Below are 16970 nucleotides of genomic sequence, written 5' to 3' on the forward strand. Positions count from 1 at the left end.
CGAAAGACAAGGAGGGTTCGCTATGATTCCAGAGTTGCCCAATACACTTTTTTCGAACGGACGCAGTGTGTTGTCCAAATTTGGCTATGTCCACTTTGAAAATGGCCAGGGTCGTGATGACTGGGCAGAGATGTGGGAACACTTAAGGGGCGATTTTCCTTTGCCACTGGAGGCTGTTCCCAGTTTTGATGATCTGGAGGCAACTGTTCAGCAGGCTGCACGTGAATATATGAAAGTGCGCTTGTTGGCGGACCATTATCTGGATGATTGCGAACGCCTTCATGTTCGTATTTTTAACGGTAGTATTGAAACCGATTTGGTTGAAGATTATGCTGTGGCACGTGATCGCTATGAGCATAGTGTCGAAGAATTTGGGGAGACGCGTGAAATGGTTCAGAAACTGCTGAGTAAACGCGCGGCCTAACCTGTTGGAAAGTCTGTGCCTTCCTTGATGGGGAAGGGAAGTCCAAAATGGAAGGTGCAGTCTTTAATTGTTAATCAAAAGAATGGTGATTTTTTTTGCTTGACGATTAGTTTTTATTGAAATAGTTTCAATTGAAACAAATAAGAAAGAGGAATATCCAGGCTATCTGGGTAAAAAATCTCACAGGATCAGACTTTTGCGTGCAATGTTTTGATGTAGATCATGTGGCTCGCAAACGTTCCGCTTAAGCTGATCGGACTAAACTAAAAAAAACAAACGATATATTGTCTATTTGGGAGGCAAACAAATTATGACTTCACGTCACAATCAAGTTAAGAAGACCGTAGCTGCACTGGGAATGGTTGCTGGTGCAATGGCATTTGGCGCAACAACGTCGGATGCTGCGGATCCGATCAAAATCGGGACTTTCCTGTCCGTAACGGGGCCGGCTTCATTTTTGGGCGATCCGGAACTGAAAACACTCGAACTCTACATTGAAGAATTGAATGCCAATGGTGGTGTGTTGGGCCGTCAGGTTGAACTGATTCAATATGACGTTGGTGTTGATTCCAAAAAAGCGATTACAGCTGTAAAACGCTTGGTCAGCCAAGATGAAGTTGACGTAATTGTGGGTGGTTCTACATCCGGTGCGACAATGGCGGTGATTCCGATCGTTGAAAAATCACAAGTACCGTTTATTTCGTTGGCAGGTGCAGTTGCGATTGTTGAACCCGTCAAAAAATGGACGTTCAAGACACCGCATACTGATAAAATGGCATGTGGCAAAATCTTTGAAGATTTACAGTCGCGTGGCTTAAACGATATTGCCATGATTTCCGGTACGGGTGGATTTGGTAAATCTATGAAAGGCCAGTGCGAGAAATTGGCTCCGGCCTATAAAATCAACATTAAAGTCTCTGAATCTTATGGTCCTAAAGACACAGATATGACGGCACAGTTGACGAAGATTAAAGGCGTTGATGGTGTACAAGCTGTTGTGAACGCTGGTTTTGGGCAAGGCCCGGCGATTGTGACGAAAAACTATCGTCAGCTTGGTATGACCGCACCGCTTTACCAATCTCATGGCGTTGCGTCCAAGAAATATATCGATTTGGCGGGTGAAGCGGCCGAAGGTGTTCGTCTTCCTGCAGCGGCCCTTTTGGTTGCAGATATGCTACCGGATTCAGATCCGCAAAAAGCTGTGGTTCAAGCCTATACTAAATCTTACAGTGAAGCCTATGGTGGTTCTGTTTCCACATTTGGCGGTCATGCTTACGACGGTCTGCAAATTGCGGTTGCCGCGATTACACGTGCAGGCAGCACAGATAAAGCAGCTGTTCGTGATGAGATCGAAAAAACCAGTGGCTACATCGGTACAGGTGGTGTCGTGAATATGACGGCAGAAGACCATCTTGGTCTGGACCTGTCTGCGTTCAAGATGTTGGAAATCAAGAACGGTAACTGGTCTATCGTTAAATAACGTCGAATTTTGGGGGAGGGTTATCCCTCCCTCAATTTTCTAAAACGTCCTGTTTCTTTGGCTTTGTCCAAGAAGCAACAGGTGAATTATATCCGCAAGAAAGACGTAAAAAATGTTCGCAGAATTCCTGCAATTCCTTTTTTCCGGTATTACGTTGGGGGCAACATACGCGCTGGTTGGGCTCGGTTTCTCCATCATCTACAACGCATCGCACGTGATCAACTTTGCGCAAGGCGAGTTTGTCATGTTGGGCGGAATGGGAACCGTTTTCTTTCTCGGCCTCGGTTTGCCGATGCCGATTGCCATTCTGGCTGCGATTGCATTGACCACCCTTTTTGGTTTTGGTCTGGAAAAATTTGCGATTGCCCCGGCGCGTGGTGCGTCCGTCGTTACTTTGATTATTATTACAATCGGTGCATCAATTGTTATGCGCGGGTTGGCCCAGGTTTTTTGGGGCAAGGAATTCCACGCCGTTCCCTCATTCAGCGGGGATGAGCCGATCAATATTGCAGGGGCCACGATTTTACCGCAAAGTCTCTGGGTGTTGGGTGTGACAATCTTGCTTGTATTTGCCTTGCGTTACTTCTTTGACAAAACCATGATGGGTAAAGCGATTATCGCAACATCATTAAATCGTGATGCTGCCCTGTTGATGGGGATTAATGTCAAACTGGTGCTGTTTATCAGTTTCGGTTTGTCTGCTGCCTTGGGGGCGATTGCCGGGATATTGGTGGCTCCGATTACCCTGACGAACTTCGAAGCTGGTATCATGCTGGGACTGAAAGGGTTTTGTGCAGCTATCCTTGGTGGATTGGGTAATGGTATGGGCGCGGTTGCCGGTGGTATGATTGTCGGCATTGCCGAGGCAATGGGCGCGGGCTATTGGGTGTCAGAATATAAAGACGCCGTTGCCTTTATCCTTATTCTTCTCGTCCTGTTCTTTAAGCCGAGCGGTCTGTTTGGTAAAACCGGAACGGAGCGCGTGTAATGATGATGAATTTGAAATCAGCAAGAACAGGCGGTATTTTAGTTCTTTGCGCCGTTATTGCGATCCTTCCTGTGTTCTTGAGCAATGCGTTCCAATATGAGATTGCCATTCTTATCGGTTTTAACGCGATTGTTTGTATCGGTTTGAATCTTTTAATCGGCTATGGCGGGCAAATCAGCCTGGGACATGGGGCATTTGTGGGTCTTGGGGCCTATGGCAGTGCAATTTTGACCATGAATCAAGGGTGGGACCCGCTTCTTTCAATGGTCGTCGCGGCGCTCTTTACTGGTTTGCTTGCCTTTGTCATTGCACGTCCGATCCTGAAATTAAAAGGGCATTATCTGGCAATGGCGACTTTGGGGATGGGGATCATCATTTCCATTGTGATCAATACCGAAGATCAGATGACCGGTGGCCCGGATGGTATGTATGTGGACGGTTTGTCCTTTATGGCAACGCAAATTTACTGGTACTGGTTGGTCGGCGCTCTTTTGGTGTTCAGTGTATGGGCTTCTCTTAACCTGATCCACTCGCCTATCGGTCGTGCCCTGCGTGCGGTTCATGGGTCTGAAGTGGCAGCTGAAGTTGTGGGCGTCGATACCACGCAATATAAGGTCTTGATTTTCGTGGTCTCTGCCGTGTTTGCCAGTATTGTTGGCAGCCTTGGTGTTTATTATTCGAATTTCGTTACCCCTGATATTGCGGGTTTCTTCCACTCCATCGAATTGGTGGTGATGGTGGTGTTTGGCGGTATGGCCTCCACCTTTGGCGCGGTTATTGGGGCAGCTATTTTAACGACCTTGCCGCAATTTCTGACCTTCTTGCATGATTATGAACATCTGGTCTTTGGCTTGATCTTAATGCTGACCATGATTTTCCTGCCCAAAGGCCTGGTACCCAGTATCGTCGGCTTGTTGAAGAAGGGAGATAAGTCATGACCCTTTTGAAAGTCAATAATCTGAGCATTGAGTTTGGTGGTGTTCGTGCCATTGATGATTTATCGTTCACGATTAATCCAGGGACCATTCATTCGATCATCGGGCCAAACGGGGCAGGGAAAACAACTTTATTTAACCTGATCACCGGGGTTTATACGCCAACCAGTGGCACAATCCTTTATGATGATGAAGGGGTAACTGGGTTTAAATCTTATGAACTGGCGGCGCGTGGTATGTCGCGAACGTTCCAGAATTTGCAGATTTTCTTTAATATGACGGCAATTGAAAATGTGATGGTCGGTGCTCATTTGCATTTGAACCGAGGGTTTCTTTCCTCCTTTTTCGGGCTTCCGTCCATTAAGGCCGGTGATCGACATTGTCGGGAAACCTGTTTGGAATTGCTGGATTTTGTCGGACTTAAAAAATATGCAGATACCGATACGGAAAGCATGCCTTATGGGGCGCTCAAGCGTTTGGAAATTGCGCGTGCGTTAGCTTCCAAGCCAAAGATTTTGTTGTTGGATGAACCTGCTGCAGGTCTGAACCCGGCAGAAAGCCGCGAGATTGACGAAGTTATCAAGAAAGTGGCAGAGCGCGGGATTACGGTTGTTCTGGTGGAACATGACATGAAAATGGTGATGGAAATTTCAGACCATATCCTTGTCCTTGATTACGGACGCAAACTGACGGAAGGCACCGCACTTGAAGTGCGTAACAATCCGGACGTTATTGCGGCATATTTGGGGGGCTAAGGCAATGTTGAAAATTCAAAATCTCACCAGCCATTACGGACGTATTCAGGCCTTGCACGGGGTTGATCTGGAAGTCAACGAAGGCGAACTGGTTGCCTTGGTTGGTGGCAATGGGGCAGGAAAAACCACTTTGTTGCGCACGATTTCGGGGTTGCAGGATGCCAGTGGCGGTTCGGTTACCTTTGAAGGAAACGATATCACCAAGATGGTGGCCAATAAACGGGTTGGGCTGGATATTGCGCAGGTACCGGAAGGCCGTCAGGTCTTTACCGCCCTGTCAGTGGAAGACAATATTCGTTTGGGGGCTTTTATTCAAAAAGACAAAGCCCAGATTGCGACTGATCTTGAAAAAATGTATGCGCGTTTTCCTATTTTGAAAGAAAAACGTAACCAAGCTGCCGGGACACTTTCCGGTGGGCAGCAACAAATGCTGGCGATGGCGCGCGCGCTTATGTCACGCCCCCGTTTGTTGTTGCTGGATGAACCCAGCATGGGCCTGTCGCCGGTGTTGGTGATGGAAATTTTCGCAATTATTGAAGAACTCAAGGAACAGGGTGTGACCATCTTTTTGGTGGAACAGAACGCCACGGCAGCGCTGCGTGTTGCTGATCGTGGTTATGTGATGGAAACCGGAAAAATCACACTGACGGGTAGTGGGGAAAATCTGCTGAATGACGAAACTGTCAAAGCAGCCTACCTAGGTATTTAATTGGAATAATGGAACTTTAAGCAATGACAAAGAATTTTGCATCCGCAGCCGATTTAGACGAAAAGCAGGTTTCTTTCGAGAAATTGGGCGAAGGTCTGTACGCTTATACGGCTGAAGGTGACCCAAATACCGGCATTATCATCGGTGATGATGGTGTGATGGTTATTGATACGCAGGCTACACCGACAATGGCACAAGATGTCATTCGCCGTATTCGTGAGGTGACGGATTTACCGATCAAATATGTACTGATGTCGCACTATCATGCGGTACGTGTGATGGGGGCTTCTGCTTATAATCCTGAACAGATTATTGCGTCTCAACCCACCTATGATTTGATTGTGGAACGGGGCGAACATGATTTCAAATCCGAAGTCGGTCGTTTCCCGCGTTTGTTCAACGACGTTGAATCTGTGCCCGGTCTGACATGGCCGACAATGGTGTTTGAAGGCAAGATGACCATTTTTATGGGCAAACGCCGTGTGGAAATTATCCATGCGGGTCGTGGACATACTGCAGGGGATACGATTGCATGGCTGCCGGATGACGGGGTGTTGTTCTCCGGTGATTTGGTTGAATTTGGGGCGACGCCTTACACAGGGGATGCCCATTTGGAAGACTGGCCGAAAACCTTGAATGTTTTGCGTGATTTAAAACCGCAAAAACTGGTTCCAGGGCGTGGTGCGGCATTGATGACACCTGAACTCTGCGAACAGGCAATTGCTGAAACACAGGATTTTCTGGAATCCATGTATGGAGCTGTTAAAAAAGGTCGCGCAGAAGGTAAGGATCTGGGGCAAATTTACAAAGACGCATATGCTACGCTTAAGCCGAAATTTGGCGATTGGGTGATTTTTGATCACTGTTTGCCCTTTGATGTGACACGTGCCTTTGATGAAGCCGGTGGGTTGGATCATCCGCGCATTTGGACCGCAGAACGCGATGTCGAGATGTGGAAAGCACTCGAAGAAGTCGAATAAAACGCATAACTGAAACGATTTTTGAATGGGGGTCTGACATGACCAAAGCCATTACTATTATGAAAAGAGAACACCTAAGCTTGAATACAGTCTTGCATGTTCTCAATCAACTTGTGCTGGATCTGGAATCGGGGCGTTTGCGTTCTGACGATGTCGATTATGAATTGATCGAAAAAATCATGCATTATATTGAGGAATTTCTCGATACGATGCACCACCCGAAAGAAGACAATTATCTGTTTCCGGCTTTATTGAAAAAAACGTCTGAGGCCAATGATGTGATTCTGGAACTTCAGGAACAGCATCAAAAAGGGGTGGAGCACCGCAAACGTCTGGAAGTGCATATCCAAGCGATGAAGGACAAGCATCCCGGTCAGACCGAAAAAGTTATTGATGCCTTGAAAGATTATCTGGCGGCACACCGTGCGCATATGAAGCTGGAAGATACAGTCGTTATTCCGCTTGCTGAACGGGTTTTGACAGAAGAAGACTGGGCACCGATTGACGCGGCATTTAATGAAAATAAGGATCCTGTGTTTGGCGATATTCCGCAAAACAAGTTCCGCAAACTTTTGTCTGATATCACGTTTCTTGCGCCTGCACCCATTGGATTAGGCGGAGGCAGAAAATAGTTCTCCTAGGCTGTCGAGAGTGTAATGCCTTCCAAGGCGGCCTGACTTTACTGACCGGGTTCTTTGCTAAGAACCCGGTCTTTTTTTATTTGAATTAGGCGATCTCAAGCGCGGCGATCATTCCCGCAGCGGCGTGATCAAGGATATGGCAGTGAAACATCCAATGACCCGGATTGTCCGCAACAAAAGCAACGTCAACCGTTTCGTTGGGATAGAGCAAGACGGTGTCTTGCCACATGGGCGTTTCAAGTTTTTTGCCGTTGCGCGCTAAAACCTGATAGGTGTGCCCATGTAAATGGATCGGATGTATCCAGCTTGTTTTATTTTGCAGGCTGAAGATATAGGTTTTCCCGAGTTTGAGCTGATACAGGCGCTTTGCATTGTTGAGGTCTGCTAGACTGGTATAGACATTTCCGTTGGTGGCCCAGACAACACCGTTTTGTTGGGCAAGGTTACGCAGTGGGGTTTTTTGATCACCATTTAGGCGTGCGCTTGCAAGTTGCCCCATTGCACCACCTTCGTAAACGATTGTCTTGTGTTCTGCATTGCCCAAGTTAGGGACAGACAATGGGTTGGGAGCCAATATAGCCGGTGCAGCGGTGCGGGCTTTGCCTTTGCCGGAAATGTTAAAATGTGCGAGGGGCAGAGGTTCGCCACGATAAGTCGTGTCAAGGACATCGACGCCTTCTGCGCTCTCACCATCTATATCCAGAATAAGGTCTGCGCGCATACCGGGACCAAGCCGCAAGATGTTTTCAGATAATTTTTTTGGTGTCACAGGTTGACCATCAAAGGCAATGACCCATGCGTTTAAATTGGGGAAACGTGGCGTATACAGCCGGGCATTGGAATTGTTGATAAGGCGCAGACGAATACGTGACCCGTTGCGGACATCAAAAGAAGGGTAATAGGTTCCGTTAATTGCAGTGACGTTACCGAGCCGCCCGCCATGCGCTTTATCATGCAGGTTCTGAAAATCATTGATGATTTGTCCGTCTTCTCCAAGACGCCAGTCATCCAGCATCCAAACTAGTTCCTGATCAATATCAAGAGGCTGATCTTCTTCGACAATTAAGACACCGCTTAACCCCCGATCAACCTGTTCAGCACTGTTTAAATGAGGGTGGAACCAAAATGTTCCACTGTCTATGGTATTGAAACGATAGCGAAATTCTTCGTTTGGATGAACAGGAGGTTGGGTGATAAAGGGCACACCATCCATGTTATTTGGGACGCGTACACCATGCCAGTGGATGGAACTGGCAACATCCAGATTGTTTTTAAATAAAATATCCAGATTGTCGCCCTGTTTGACACGTATAACAGGACCGGGAACAGTACCATTATAGGACCAGACATCTGTTTGTGGATATTTGTCGGGTAAAATCTGTGCGGATGATTTTTGCGCTGTCAGCTTATGGGACCCAGTTGGTGCGGCAAACGCGGAGAAGGGCATACCAGCTGATAATGCAGCACAGGCGGAAGTGTGTAAGAATTGACGTCTTGAAATTTTCATACAGATACTATTTACGCGAAATACGGATAAAATATGGCGGGTTTAGTAAGCGTGCTGTTTTAAGGAATCATACAAACCGTTTGCTTTCAGGCGACGTAAGGCCACCGCCATTTTATGTGCTTCTTCTTGTCTGCTTTTATGAAAGAATAAATAAGACGGCGTACTGTGCAGTGGGGGATTAAGCAAGAGGAAGGAATGATCTTTCCGGTTTTTAAGCAAGGTATTGGCGATTGTTTTAGAAAGCAAAACAACATCAACACGATCGATTTCCAACAAATTAAACAACTGCATATGATCGTTTACTTTGGTGACATTGGTGTTTGTTGGGACATTAACGTCAAAAATTTTCCATCCTGCGGGGTATGCCACTTTATAGGGAGCGAGGTCGGCCCAGCTTTTTACAATTATGTTGTCGCGTTTGGTAATGGCGATGAAGTCAATATGGAGAACGGGCTCGTCCATTTTGATAATATTGGGATAACGTTCTTCCAATATGCGTAAACGAAGGCCATTGGCATCAATACGTCCCTCATTTAGTTCGACCAAAGCGCGGCGAGAAGGAATTGTAACGATTTTAGCCTCTAGTTTTGCTTCGCTCAGTAATTCAGGTAACAGCGCTTCCAGAAATACATTGTTTTGTTCAACTGATATGGTGAACGGGCTCGCATAACCTGTTGCGGAGACAAAGTTGAGCAAGAGTAAAATGAAGATAACGAGGCGAGGCATGTTGTGTTGATCACTTAGGGGTTGAATAGTGTTGTTTGTGTTTATCCTACATATATGATGGGGATAGAGCTAGGCAAAAAAAAGAGGCTCCAAAGAAGCCTCTTAAAAAAAATCTAATTTTTGTTAGAAAATCAATCTTTGGGTCGGATATCTGTTACCCGTTGTGCCTTGCCTTGTGAACGTGGGATAGCACCCGGTTCCAGCACTTCGATTTTGGTTGAAATGCCAATATAGGATTTAATGTGATGGGACAGGTTCTTTTTAATGTCATCGTCATTTTCCTGACCGCTTTCATTACGTTCGACCTGCACTTTCAGTTTATCCAGGTGTCCGTCACGCGATAAAACCAGATGATAATGCGGGCTGAGACGTTCATCACGCAGCACCTGTTCTTCGATCTGACTGGGGAAGACGTTGACGCCGCGAATGATCATCATATCATCTGAACGTCCGGTGATTTTGTCAAAACGACGCATGGTGCGTGCGGTACCCGGCAAAAGGCGGGTTAAATCTTTGGTCCGGTAACGGAAGACCGGCATGGCTTCTTTAGTTAATGATGTAAAGACCAGTTCGCCCATTGTGCCGTCTTCAACCGGATTGAAATTATCATCGACGACTTCGGGGTAGAAATGATCTTCCCAAATGGTCGGGCCGTCTTTGGTTTCCAGACATTCCTGCGCAACGCCTGGGCCGATGACTTCGGACAGGCCGTAAATGTCCAGACAGTCAATGCCAAGGCGGCTTTCCATTTCATCGCGCATCTTGTTGGTCCAGGGTTCCGCCCCAAAGATCCCGCAGCGTAATTTTATGGCGCGTGGGTCCAGTCCTTGACGTTCCATTTCATCTGCCAGAACAAGCATATAGGACGGGGTGACCATGATAACGTCAGGGTCGAAATCGCGGATCAATTGAACCTGTTTTTCGGTTTGCCCGCCGGACATGGGAATGACGGTACAACCCAATTCTTCTGCCCCGTAATGTGCACCTAACCCCCCTGTAAACAAGCCGTAACCATAAGCGACATGAACCCGGTCACTATGATTAACACCTGCTGCGCGCAAAGAACGTGCAACCACACCGGCCCAGACTTTCAGATCCTGCTTGGTGTACCCCACAACGGTCGGTTTCCCGGTGGTGCCAGAGGATGCATGAATGCGCACAATAGATTCCATCGGGACGGCGAAACTGCTGAACGGATAAGCCTTGCGTAAATCTTCTTTGGTGGTAAATGGAAATTTTTTAAGATCGTCCAGATGCTTCAGGTCATCGGGGTGGACATGCGCGTCCACACATTTTGCACGATAATATGAAACGTTGTTATAGGCATGGTCCAATGACCATTTCATGCGCTTGAATTGAAGTGAACGCAGCTCATCCACGCTTGCTTTTTCGATAGGGTCCAGTTCCCCGATTAAAGGGATATCCGTATGTTGCATAATTTAGTTCCTCCCAAACATTCCCTGTTGGTCATTTTATAACAATTAATCTGTGTTTTTTATATGTTTATATGCGTTCGATGATGGTGGCGATGCCTTGACCGACACCGATACACATGGTGCAGAGGGCATAACGCCCCTTGCGGCGTTCCAGTTCATAAAGGGCGGTGGTGATTAAACGCGCACCACTCATCCCCAAAGGGTGACCCAAGGCAATGGCCCCGCCATTGGGGTTGACGTGTTCGGCATCATCAGCCACACCGAGTTCGCGCAGAACAGCCAATCCCTGTGATGCAAATGCCTCGTTCAGTTCGATCACATCCATATCGTTGATGGATAGGCCAGCTTTTTCCAAAACCTTCTGTGATGCAGGTGCCGGACCGATCCCCATAATGCGCGGTTCTACTCCGGCGGTTGCCATTGCGACAACGCGGGCACGGGGCTTCAATCCCAACTCACTTGCCTTTTCTTCGGATGCAAGCAACAAAGCGCAGGCCCCGTCATTCACACCGGAGGCATTGCCCGCTGTGACACTGCCGCCGTCACGAAACGGGGCGCGCAGGCCTGCCAATGTTTCCAGTGTCGTGTCGGCACGTGGGTGTTCGTCCGTATCAACGATTTTGGGATCACCTTTGCGTTGAGGAATAGTAACAGGGCAAATTTCTTCTGCCAGTCGGCCTGCATCCTGTGCGGCTTTGGTTTTTTGTTGGGATCGCAAGGCAAAGGCGTCTTGATCTTCGCGGCTGACGTTGAAATCTTCGGCAACATTTTCTGCTGTTTCGGGCATGGAGTCCGTGCCGTACTGTTTGTCCATCAGTTTGTTGACGAAGCGCCAGCCAATAGTGGTGTCATAAACGGCATTGGCGCGGGAAAAGGCGGTTTCTGCCTTGGGCATAACAAAGGGGGCACGCGACATGCTTTCCACACCACCGGCAATCATAAGTTCGCAATCGCCAGCCTTGATGGAGCGTGCAGCCAGTCCGACAGCATCCATACCGGACCCACACAAACGATTGACTGTTGTCCCCGGAACTGTCGTAGGCAAACCAGCCAGCAAGGCGGACATGCGCGCAACGTTGCGGTTATCTTCGCCAGCCTGATTGGCGCAGCCGTAGATCACATCATCAATCGTGGACCAGTCAACGGTTTGGTTACGAGACATGAGCGCTTTCATGGGGATTGCTCCCAGATCATCGGCACGGACTTTAGACAAGCTGCCGCCATAACGCCCGATTGGTGTACGAATGGCATCAATAATGTAAGCTTCACTCATTTTTTTGTTTCCTCTGTGTCCGGGATCAACTGTCCCGAAATCGTTCTTGATCGTCCTCTAAACAGGGCAACAATCGTGCCGTCCTGTTTGGTAATTGTGATGTCATAGATGCCCGAGCGTCCCATCAGGATGGTTTCCTTGGCCACGGCTGTCAGAATGTCGCCTTCATGGCTGGGCGCGCTGTAGGTGATGTCGCAGCCCGAGGCCACGGTAACTTTGTTATAGGTATTGCAGGCATAGGCAAAGGCCGTATCGGCCAAGGCAAAAGTTGCCCCACCGTGGGTCATGGCATACCCATTGAGCATATCTTTGCGCACGGTCATAGTGGCCTTGGCATATCCCGGTGCAATCTCGGTAATCTTAATCCCCATGGATTGGGCCATTTGATCATTCGGGTACATGATATCGACAGCGGCCTGTGCCCATGTTTGTGCTGGCTTAGTCATGGAAATATTGTCCCGTATTGACTTTGCGCCGCAAAAGGATAGAGGCCCGATACCGGTCTTCGCCGTAGGTCCGTCCCATATTTTCAATGACGGCACTGATATAATCTGGCCCGATTTCATCAGCCCAGGCCAACGGGCCTTTCGGATAATTCACACCCTTTTGCATGGCAAGGTCCACGTCAGCGACGCTGCACACTTGTTTGTGAACGGTATCTGCGGCTTCGTTGATGATCATCGCGACAGTGCGCGCGACAATTAGACCGGGGATATCGTCCAGAACGCTGACGTCGATACCTAACGATTGGAAAAGACCGCAAGCTTCTGCCACATGTTCTTCGTCTGCGGTGTCTGACGGGGCAATCGTGATGCGTGTGGCCTTTGTGTAATCAATGGCGAGGTCAAACAGCACAAGGGCTTCGTTTTCCTCCATAACCATGGAGGCTTCCAGCTCACTTGCCAGCATACCCGGTGTCAGCATTAAATGCGTATGTCCGACAATGATGCGGTCCACCATGCTGTTTTCGTCATCAATGCGTTCCACATCCAGTCCGGCCTTGATCATACGTTCCACCAGAACCTCGGCAGGGCCGAGATCACCTTCGACAATGATCTTCGATGGCTTTAAACCTTTATCTGCGGTATGGGCCACGGCTTTGGGCGCGTTATCGCCATACTCGTAAAACCCACGGCCTGATTTGCGTCCTAAAAGACCGCCATCGACCAGTTCCTTTTGAATAAGGGATGGCAGGAAGCGGGGATCGTTATAAAATTGCCCCCACGTGGTCGTTGTCACAGCATAGTTTACGTCCAAGCCGATCAGGTCCATCAGTTCAAACGGCCCCATGCGAAATCCGCCAACTTCTTTTAAGGCATTGTCGATGGTGGCAATGTCTGCACCACCTTCTTCAAGGACACGCAAGGCCTCAGCATAAAAGGGACGCGCCACACGGTTGACGATAAAGCCCGGTGTGGATTTGGCATGGACCGGTTTTTTACCCCAAGACAGGCTTGTTTCGTAAACGCAATTAGCAACTTCTTTTGCAGTTGTAAGGCCTGAAATAACCTCGACCAATTGCATGACTGGTGCAGGATTGAAGAAGTGCATACCGACTAAACGACTGGATCGTTTCAGTTTTGCACCAATTGCTGTTAATGAAATAGATGACGTATTAGAAGCGATAATGGTGTCATCAGAACAGATCTCTTCCAACTGGGCAAAAACGGTTTGTTTAATTTCTAGATTTTCAACAATGGCTTCAATGACTAGTTTGGCAGGGGCCAAATCGCTTAGTGTATCAACGATCTGGATGCGTGACAGCAGGTCATCGACATCGGATTGGGACATTTTGCCTTTTTCAACAAGACGGTTTAATCCCTTCGCGGTTTTATCCTTACCCGATTGGGCGGCGCCGGGCTGGGCGTCAAACAGCAGGACGGGGTGCCCGGCCTTGGCGGCAACCTGGGCAATCCCGGCACCCATTGTGCCTGCGCCGATGACGGCAACGGTATCTGATGTGGAAAGGGCAGCCATTCTTATTTACCTGTGAAATTCGGTTTGCGTTTTTCCAAGAAGGCGCTGACACCTTCTTTATAATCTTCACTGAACCCGGCGAGTTTTTGCAGGTCGCGTTCCAGATCAAGTTGTTCGTCCATCGTGTTGGTCGGGGCAGCATTTAGGGCCCGTTTGATCAATCCCAACCCCAATGTCGGTTGCTGGGCGAGATGGAGGCAAAGTTCTTCGGTGGTTTCATTTAAGGCATCGTTATCGACACATTTCCAAATCATGCCCCATTCTTCGGCTTGGGTTGCACTGATTTTTTCCCCTAACAGGGCCAAGGCTTTGGCACGTGCCATGCCGATCAGGTTGGGCAGGCTCCAAGTGCCGCCACTATCGGGAATAAGGCCGATCTTGCAGAAGGCTTGAATGAAACTGGCACGTTCAGCAGCATATACGATGTCACAGGCAAGGGCGATATTGGCACCTGCACCGGCGGCGACACCATTGACGGCGCAGACAACGGGTTTTTCGATGGACTGGATCAGGCGAACCAAGGGATTGTAAAACTTTTCAATCGTTTGGGACAAATCGCGTGGTCCTTCATCGCCTTGTACGGCCCGGTCGCCCAAATCTTGCCCGGCACAAAAACCACGTCCGGCGGCGGTCAGCAAAATAGCGCGTACATTGTCGTCTTTTTGACAGTCTTTTAAGGCATCACGCAATTCAACATGCATGGTTTCGTTAAAGCTGTTGAGCACATCCGGGCGGTTCAGCGTGATTTTGGCGTAGCCGTCTTTCTTTTCAAAAAGGATGGTTTCTAAGGTCATTGTTCTTAGCGTCCCTTAAATACAGGTTTTCGTTTTTCCATGAAGGCGGCAACGCCTTCGGCTTTATCTTCGGTGGCAAACAAGGTGCCAAAGGCTTTGCGCTCAAACGCCAGCCCTTCACTGAGAAGGGTATCAGAGGCCTTGAGTACCGATTCTTTTGCCAAACGCGCGGCAACTGGCGGTTTGGAAGCGATCACACAGGCAAGTGCATAGGCCTTGTCATATGTCAGTTCCGGTTCGCATACTTCTGCGACCAGTCCGGCTTTTTCAGCTTCGTCAGCTGATATGAATTGACCAGACAGAACCATGCGCATGGCTTTTGATTTTCCGATCATTTGGGTCAGGCGTTGCGTTCCGCCCGCACCGGGAATAATGCCAAGGTTAATTTCGGGCTGTCCAAATTGGGCATTTTTACCAGCGATTAAGATATCACAATGCATCGCCAATTCATTGCCGCCGCCCAGACAGAAACCGTTGACGGCCCCGATCATGGGTTTGTTAAAGGCACGAATGGCGGCCCAATAATCCGCACGGGGATCGTTTAAAACATCAACGGGTGTTTTATCTGCCATTTCCGTAATGTCGGCACCGGCGGCAAACACTTTTTCGCCACCGGTTAAAACAACGCAGCGTACACGCTCGTCACGGCTTGCTTTGCCAAGGGTTTGTGCAAGCTCGTTCAATAATTGTGTGCGCAAGGCATTTCGTGCCTTTGGTCGGTTCAGGCAAATACTCAGGACGTATTTATCATCCAATTCAGATAAAATATCTGTGCATCCATCCAGATAGGGAACGTGAAGACAAGTCAATTTCAGATCCTAAAAAATAATATGATACAAAAAATTGGTAGTATCGTTTGAAATTGATAACTTTTACTAGCAGCGCGCTTCCAGTCCGATTCTGGCGAGTTGTTCCGCCATGCGGCTTTCCCATTTTGCCAGCAAGTCGGCGTTGGCTGTTTTGCGCAAACCATAGGCTTTGTCTTGTTCAAAACGTTGCGAATCGCTTTTACCGAAAGTGGCGGCAACACGTGGATACCAGTAATCCACACTGGCCTGTGCCGCTTCTAGGCTATAGCCGTTTTCGACAGCTTTTTGCAGACCTTTGCGCCCTAGTTCGGCATGTTCAGCTTCGCGTGCCGCAATCTCGCCCATGACGGCCACCAGCGGGGCGTAGGAACAATGGGTCAGTTCTTCAAGCTGAATAGAGGAAGCAAGCCCCATCAACATATTCATCACAACGGAGTCGAGCCAGCCTTCAAAGGGGTAGTGAAAGACGTTCAGGCGTTTGTCGCCACCGATACGGCGGTTGCCCAGATCAATGGTGCGTGACAGGCGGGCATCCCACGGATGGGATTGGACGTAAAGGTCTGTATTTACACCGAAACCTTCCAAAAGGGTGAGGGCCTGTTGGGCGTGGTCGAATTTTTCTGCAACGATACGCGCGGCGGTGCAGCGTTCACGCATGCCGGGTGCTTTGTTGATTGTGTCGACAAAACCAGCGGCGCCGGCCAGTTCAGAATCGACAAAGGCGACGAGTAAACGGCGGAGTTCCCCGCGATAGCCCGGCGTTAGCTCGTCAGTTGAAGTCAGCTTTTCGTTGTTGGCAATGCGGGCAAGCAATGCATCATCTGTCTTGGACATAATTCTTCCTCTCCCCTTGGCAAAAGGTATTTCAGTTTGTGCCTTGTTTTGTTGTCTAAAAAATAATGTGATACAAAACTAGACAACTTTATATAAATTTAGTATCAAAAAAATTAGAAACATTCAAACATTAATGTTAAAAGAAAAGGGCCGATCCTTATATAAATATGTATGCAAGATGAAAAAGCCATCTTTTATCTAGGGATTATGCAGGGTTAAACAAAAAAGAACGAGTGTAAGAAATGACAAGCATCGCGATATTCGTAGGAACAGAATCGGGAAATGCCCAAATGGTGGCGGAGGCGCTGAGTGATGAATTATCGCGTCTGGACCATGATGTAGAGATCATCGAGGATTTTGACGACGGGTGCGCTGTGCTGGACGGTCATGACACCATTATCATCAGTTGTTCGACACATGGGTTGGGGGAATTACCAGATAATATCATTCCCTTGTATGATGCGATGAAAGAAGACACCCCTGATTTGTCGCACGTGAAATATGGAATTATTGCGCTGGGCGATCAGACCTATTCCGATACGTTCTGCAAGGCGGGCAAGGATATGGATGCTGTTTTTGCCGCCTGCGGGGCAAAGCGGGCAGGGGACCGTCTGGAAGTTGATGCCTGTACGCAACCTTTGCCTGATGAAGAAGCGATTGAATGGGTCAAGGAATGGCTTGATTTGCTGTAATGAAAAATAG

18 protein-coding genes are annotated in these 16970 nt (G+C 48.4%); 9 read left to right on the forward strand and 9 right to left on the reverse strand.

Annotated elements, in window-relative coordinates; all coding sequences use genetic code 11:
• The first annotated feature begins 22 nt into the window (after positions 1-22).
• From ACI0FF_RS05360 to ACI0FF_RS05395, 8 genes are all read left to right on the forward strand, one after another.
• On the forward strand, positions 23-424 hold the full coding sequence (locus ACI0FF_RS05360) for a hypothetical protein (protein ID WP_419799095.1): 402 nt from the start codon (positions 23-25) through the stop codon (positions 422-424).
• A 310-nt stretch (positions 425-734) separates the two neighbouring features.
• Positions 735-1904 (forward strand): ABC transporter substrate-binding protein, encoded by a 1170-nt coding sequence (locus ACI0FF_RS05365; RefSeq protein WP_419799096.1) that lies wholly within the window; start codon positions 735-737, stop codon positions 1902-1904.
• A gap of 112 nt (positions 1905-2016) precedes the next feature.
• Complete coding sequence (locus tag ACI0FF_RS05370; RefSeq protein WP_419799097.1) at positions 2017-2892, forward strand: branched-chain amino acid ABC transporter permease; 876 nt, start codon at positions 2017-2019, stop codon at positions 2890-2892.
• Positions 2892-3830, forward strand: coding sequence for a branched-chain amino acid ABC transporter permease (locus ACI0FF_RS05375; RefSeq protein WP_419799098.1), 939 nt, complete (start codon positions 2892-2894; stop codon positions 3828-3830). Before ACI0FF_RS05370 ends, ACI0FF_RS05375 begins: the two co-directional genes overlap by 1 nt.
• Entirely contained in the window at positions 3827-4582 is a 756-nt protein-coding gene (locus ACI0FF_RS05380) for an ABC transporter ATP-binding protein (protein WP_419799099.1), read from the forward strand. The genes ACI0FF_RS05375 and ACI0FF_RS05380 overlap by 4 nt, the downstream gene beginning before the upstream one ends.
• A gap of 4 nt (positions 4583-4586) precedes the next feature.
• Positions 4587-5291, forward strand: a complete 705-nt coding sequence (locus tag ACI0FF_RS05385; RefSeq protein ID WP_419799100.1) for an ABC transporter ATP-binding protein — start codon at positions 4587-4589, stop codon at positions 5289-5291.
• A gap of 23 nt (positions 5292-5314) precedes the next feature.
• Positions 5315-6271, forward strand: coding sequence for an MBL fold metallo-hydrolase (locus ACI0FF_RS05390; RefSeq protein ID WP_419799101.1), 957 nt, complete (start codon positions 5315-5317; stop codon positions 6269-6271).
• A 38-nt stretch (positions 6272-6309) separates the two neighbouring features.
• Entirely contained in the window at positions 6310-6903 is a 594-nt protein-coding gene (locus tag ACI0FF_RS05395) for a hemerythrin domain-containing protein (RefSeq protein WP_419799102.1), read from the forward strand.
• Positions 6904-6997: 94 nt separating this feature from the next.
• Here ACI0FF_RS05395 and ACI0FF_RS05400 read toward each other — a convergent pair whose 3' ends face one another.
• The 9 genes from ACI0FF_RS05400 to ACI0FF_RS05440 all read right to left on the reverse strand — a co-directional run bounded on the left by ACI0FF_RS05400 (position 6998) and on the right by ACI0FF_RS05440 (position 16268).
• A complete protein-coding gene (locus ACI0FF_RS05400; protein WP_419799103.1) occupies positions 6998-8419 on the reverse strand; it encodes a multicopper oxidase family protein in 1422 nt (473 codons plus the stop codon).
• 42 nt (positions 8420-8461) lie between these two features.
• Complete coding sequence (locus ACI0FF_RS05405) at positions 8462-9145, reverse strand: substrate-binding periplasmic protein (RefSeq protein ID WP_419799104.1); 684 nt, start codon at positions 9143-9145, stop codon at positions 8462-8464.
• Between the two features lie 131 nt (positions 9146-9276).
• Complete coding sequence (paaK, locus tag ACI0FF_RS05410; RefSeq protein WP_419799105.1) at positions 9277-10581, reverse strand: phenylacetate--CoA ligase PaaK; 1305 nt, start codon at positions 10579-10581, stop codon at positions 9277-9279.
• 67 nt (positions 10582-10648) lie between these two features.
• A complete protein-coding gene (gene pcaF / locus ACI0FF_RS05415) occupies positions 10649-11854 on the reverse strand; it encodes a 3-oxoadipyl-CoA thiolase (protein ID WP_419799106.1) in 1206 nt (401 codons plus the stop codon).
• Complete coding sequence (gene paaI / locus ACI0FF_RS05420) at positions 11851-12300, reverse strand: hydroxyphenylacetyl-CoA thioesterase PaaI (protein WP_419799107.1); 450 nt, start codon at positions 12298-12300, stop codon at positions 11851-11853. Before paaI ends, pcaF begins: the two co-directional genes overlap by 4 nt.
• Positions 12293-13831 carry a 3-hydroxyacyl-CoA dehydrogenase PaaH gene (gene paaH / locus ACI0FF_RS05425; protein WP_419799108.1) on the reverse strand — a complete coding sequence of 513 codons (1539 nt, stop codon included), beginning with the start codon at positions 13829-13831 and terminating at the stop codon, positions 12293-12295. The genes paaI and paaH overlap by 8 nt, the downstream gene beginning before the upstream one ends.
• 2 nt (positions 13832-13833) lie before the next feature.
• Positions 13834-14625 carry a 2-(1,2-epoxy-1,2-dihydrophenyl)acetyl-CoA isomerase PaaG gene (gene paaG / locus ACI0FF_RS05430; RefSeq protein WP_419799109.1) on the reverse strand — a complete coding sequence of 264 codons (792 nt, stop codon included), beginning with the start codon at positions 14623-14625 and terminating at the stop codon, positions 13834-13836.
• A gap of 5 nt (positions 14626-14630) precedes the next feature.
• On the reverse strand, positions 14631-15434 hold the full coding sequence (locus ACI0FF_RS05435) for an enoyl-CoA hydratase-related protein (protein ID WP_419799110.1): 804 nt from the start codon (positions 15432-15434) through the stop codon (positions 14631-14633).
• 66 nt (positions 15435-15500) lie between these two features.
• Positions 15501-16268, reverse strand: a complete 768-nt coding sequence (locus tag ACI0FF_RS05440; protein ID WP_419799111.1) for a Phenylacetic acid catabolic protein — start codon at positions 16266-16268, stop codon at positions 15501-15503.
• Positions 16269-16510: 242 nt separating this feature from the next.
• Between ACI0FF_RS05440 and ACI0FF_RS05445 the strand changes: the two genes are divergently transcribed.
• A complete protein-coding gene (locus ACI0FF_RS05445) occupies positions 16511-16960 on the forward strand; it encodes a flavodoxin domain-containing protein (protein WP_419799112.1) in 450 nt (149 codons plus the stop codon).
• Positions 16961-16970: the final 10 nt, after the last annotated feature.

Origin of the sequence: Terasakiella sp. 4MB5A, from assembly GCF_050058155.1 — a bacterium.
In the GTDB taxonomy this organism is placed as follows: domain Bacteria; phylum Pseudomonadota; class Alphaproteobacteria; order Rhodospirillales; family Terasakiellaceae; genus Terasakiella; species Terasakiella halodenitrificans.

Coding starts and splice junctions, on each gene's coding strand:
- ACI0FF_RS05360 (WP_419799095.1), top strand. CDS start 23: ATGATTCCAGAGTTGCCCAATACACTTTTTTCGAACGGACGCAGTGTG.
- ACI0FF_RS05365 (WP_419799096.1), top strand. CDS start 735: ATGACTTCACGTCACAATCAAGTTAAGAAGACCGTAGCTGCACTGGGA.
- ACI0FF_RS05370 (WP_419799097.1), top strand. CDS start 2,017: ATGTTCGCAGAATTCCTGCAATTCCTTTTTTCCGGTATTACGTTGGGG.
- ACI0FF_RS05375 (WP_419799098.1), top strand. CDS start 2,892: ATGATGATGAATTTGAAATCAGCAAGAACAGGCGGTATTTTAGTTCTT.
- ACI0FF_RS05380 (WP_419799099.1), top strand. CDS start 3,827: ATGACCCTTTTGAAAGTCAATAATCTGAGCATTGAGTTTGGTGGTGTT.
- ACI0FF_RS05385 (WP_419799100.1), top strand. CDS start 4,587: ATGTTGAAAATTCAAAATCTCACCAGCCATTACGGACGTATTCAGGCC.
- ACI0FF_RS05390 (WP_419799101.1), top strand. CDS start 5,315: ATGACAAAGAATTTTGCATCCGCAGCCGATTTAGACGAAAAGCAGGTT.
- ACI0FF_RS05395 (WP_419799102.1), top strand. CDS start 6,310: ATGACCAAAGCCATTACTATTATGAAAAGAGAACACCTAAGCTTGAAT.
- ACI0FF_RS05400 (WP_419799103.1), bottom strand. CDS start 8,419: ATGAAAATTTCAAGACGTCAATTCTTACACACTTCCGCCTGTGCTGCA.
- ACI0FF_RS05405 (WP_419799104.1), bottom strand. CDS start 9,145: ATGCCTCGCCTCGTTATCTTCATTTTACTCTTGCTCAACTTTGTCTCC.
- paaK (WP_419799105.1), bottom strand. CDS start 10,581: ATGCAACATACGGATATCCCTTTAATCGGGGAACTGGACCCTATCGAA.
- pcaF (WP_419799106.1), bottom strand. CDS start 11,854: ATGAGTGAAGCTTACATTATTGATGCCATTCGTACACCAATCGGGCGT.
- paaI (WP_419799107.1), bottom strand. CDS start 12,300: ATGACTAAGCCAGCACAAACATGGGCACAGGCCGCTGTCGATATCATG.
- paaH (WP_419799108.1), bottom strand. CDS start 13,831: ATGGCTGCCCTTTCCACATCAGATACCGTTGCCGTCATCGGCGCAGGC.
- paaG (WP_419799109.1), bottom strand. CDS start 14,625: ATGACCTTAGAAACCATCCTTTTTGAAAAGAAAGACGGCTACGCCAAA.
- ACI0FF_RS05440 (WP_419799111.1), bottom strand. CDS start 16,268: ATGTCCAAGACAGATGATGCATTGCTTGCCCGCATTGCCAACAACGAA.
- ACI0FF_RS05445 (WP_419799112.1), top strand. CDS start 16,511: ATGACAAGCATCGCGATATTCGTAGGAACAGAATCGGGAAATGCCCAA.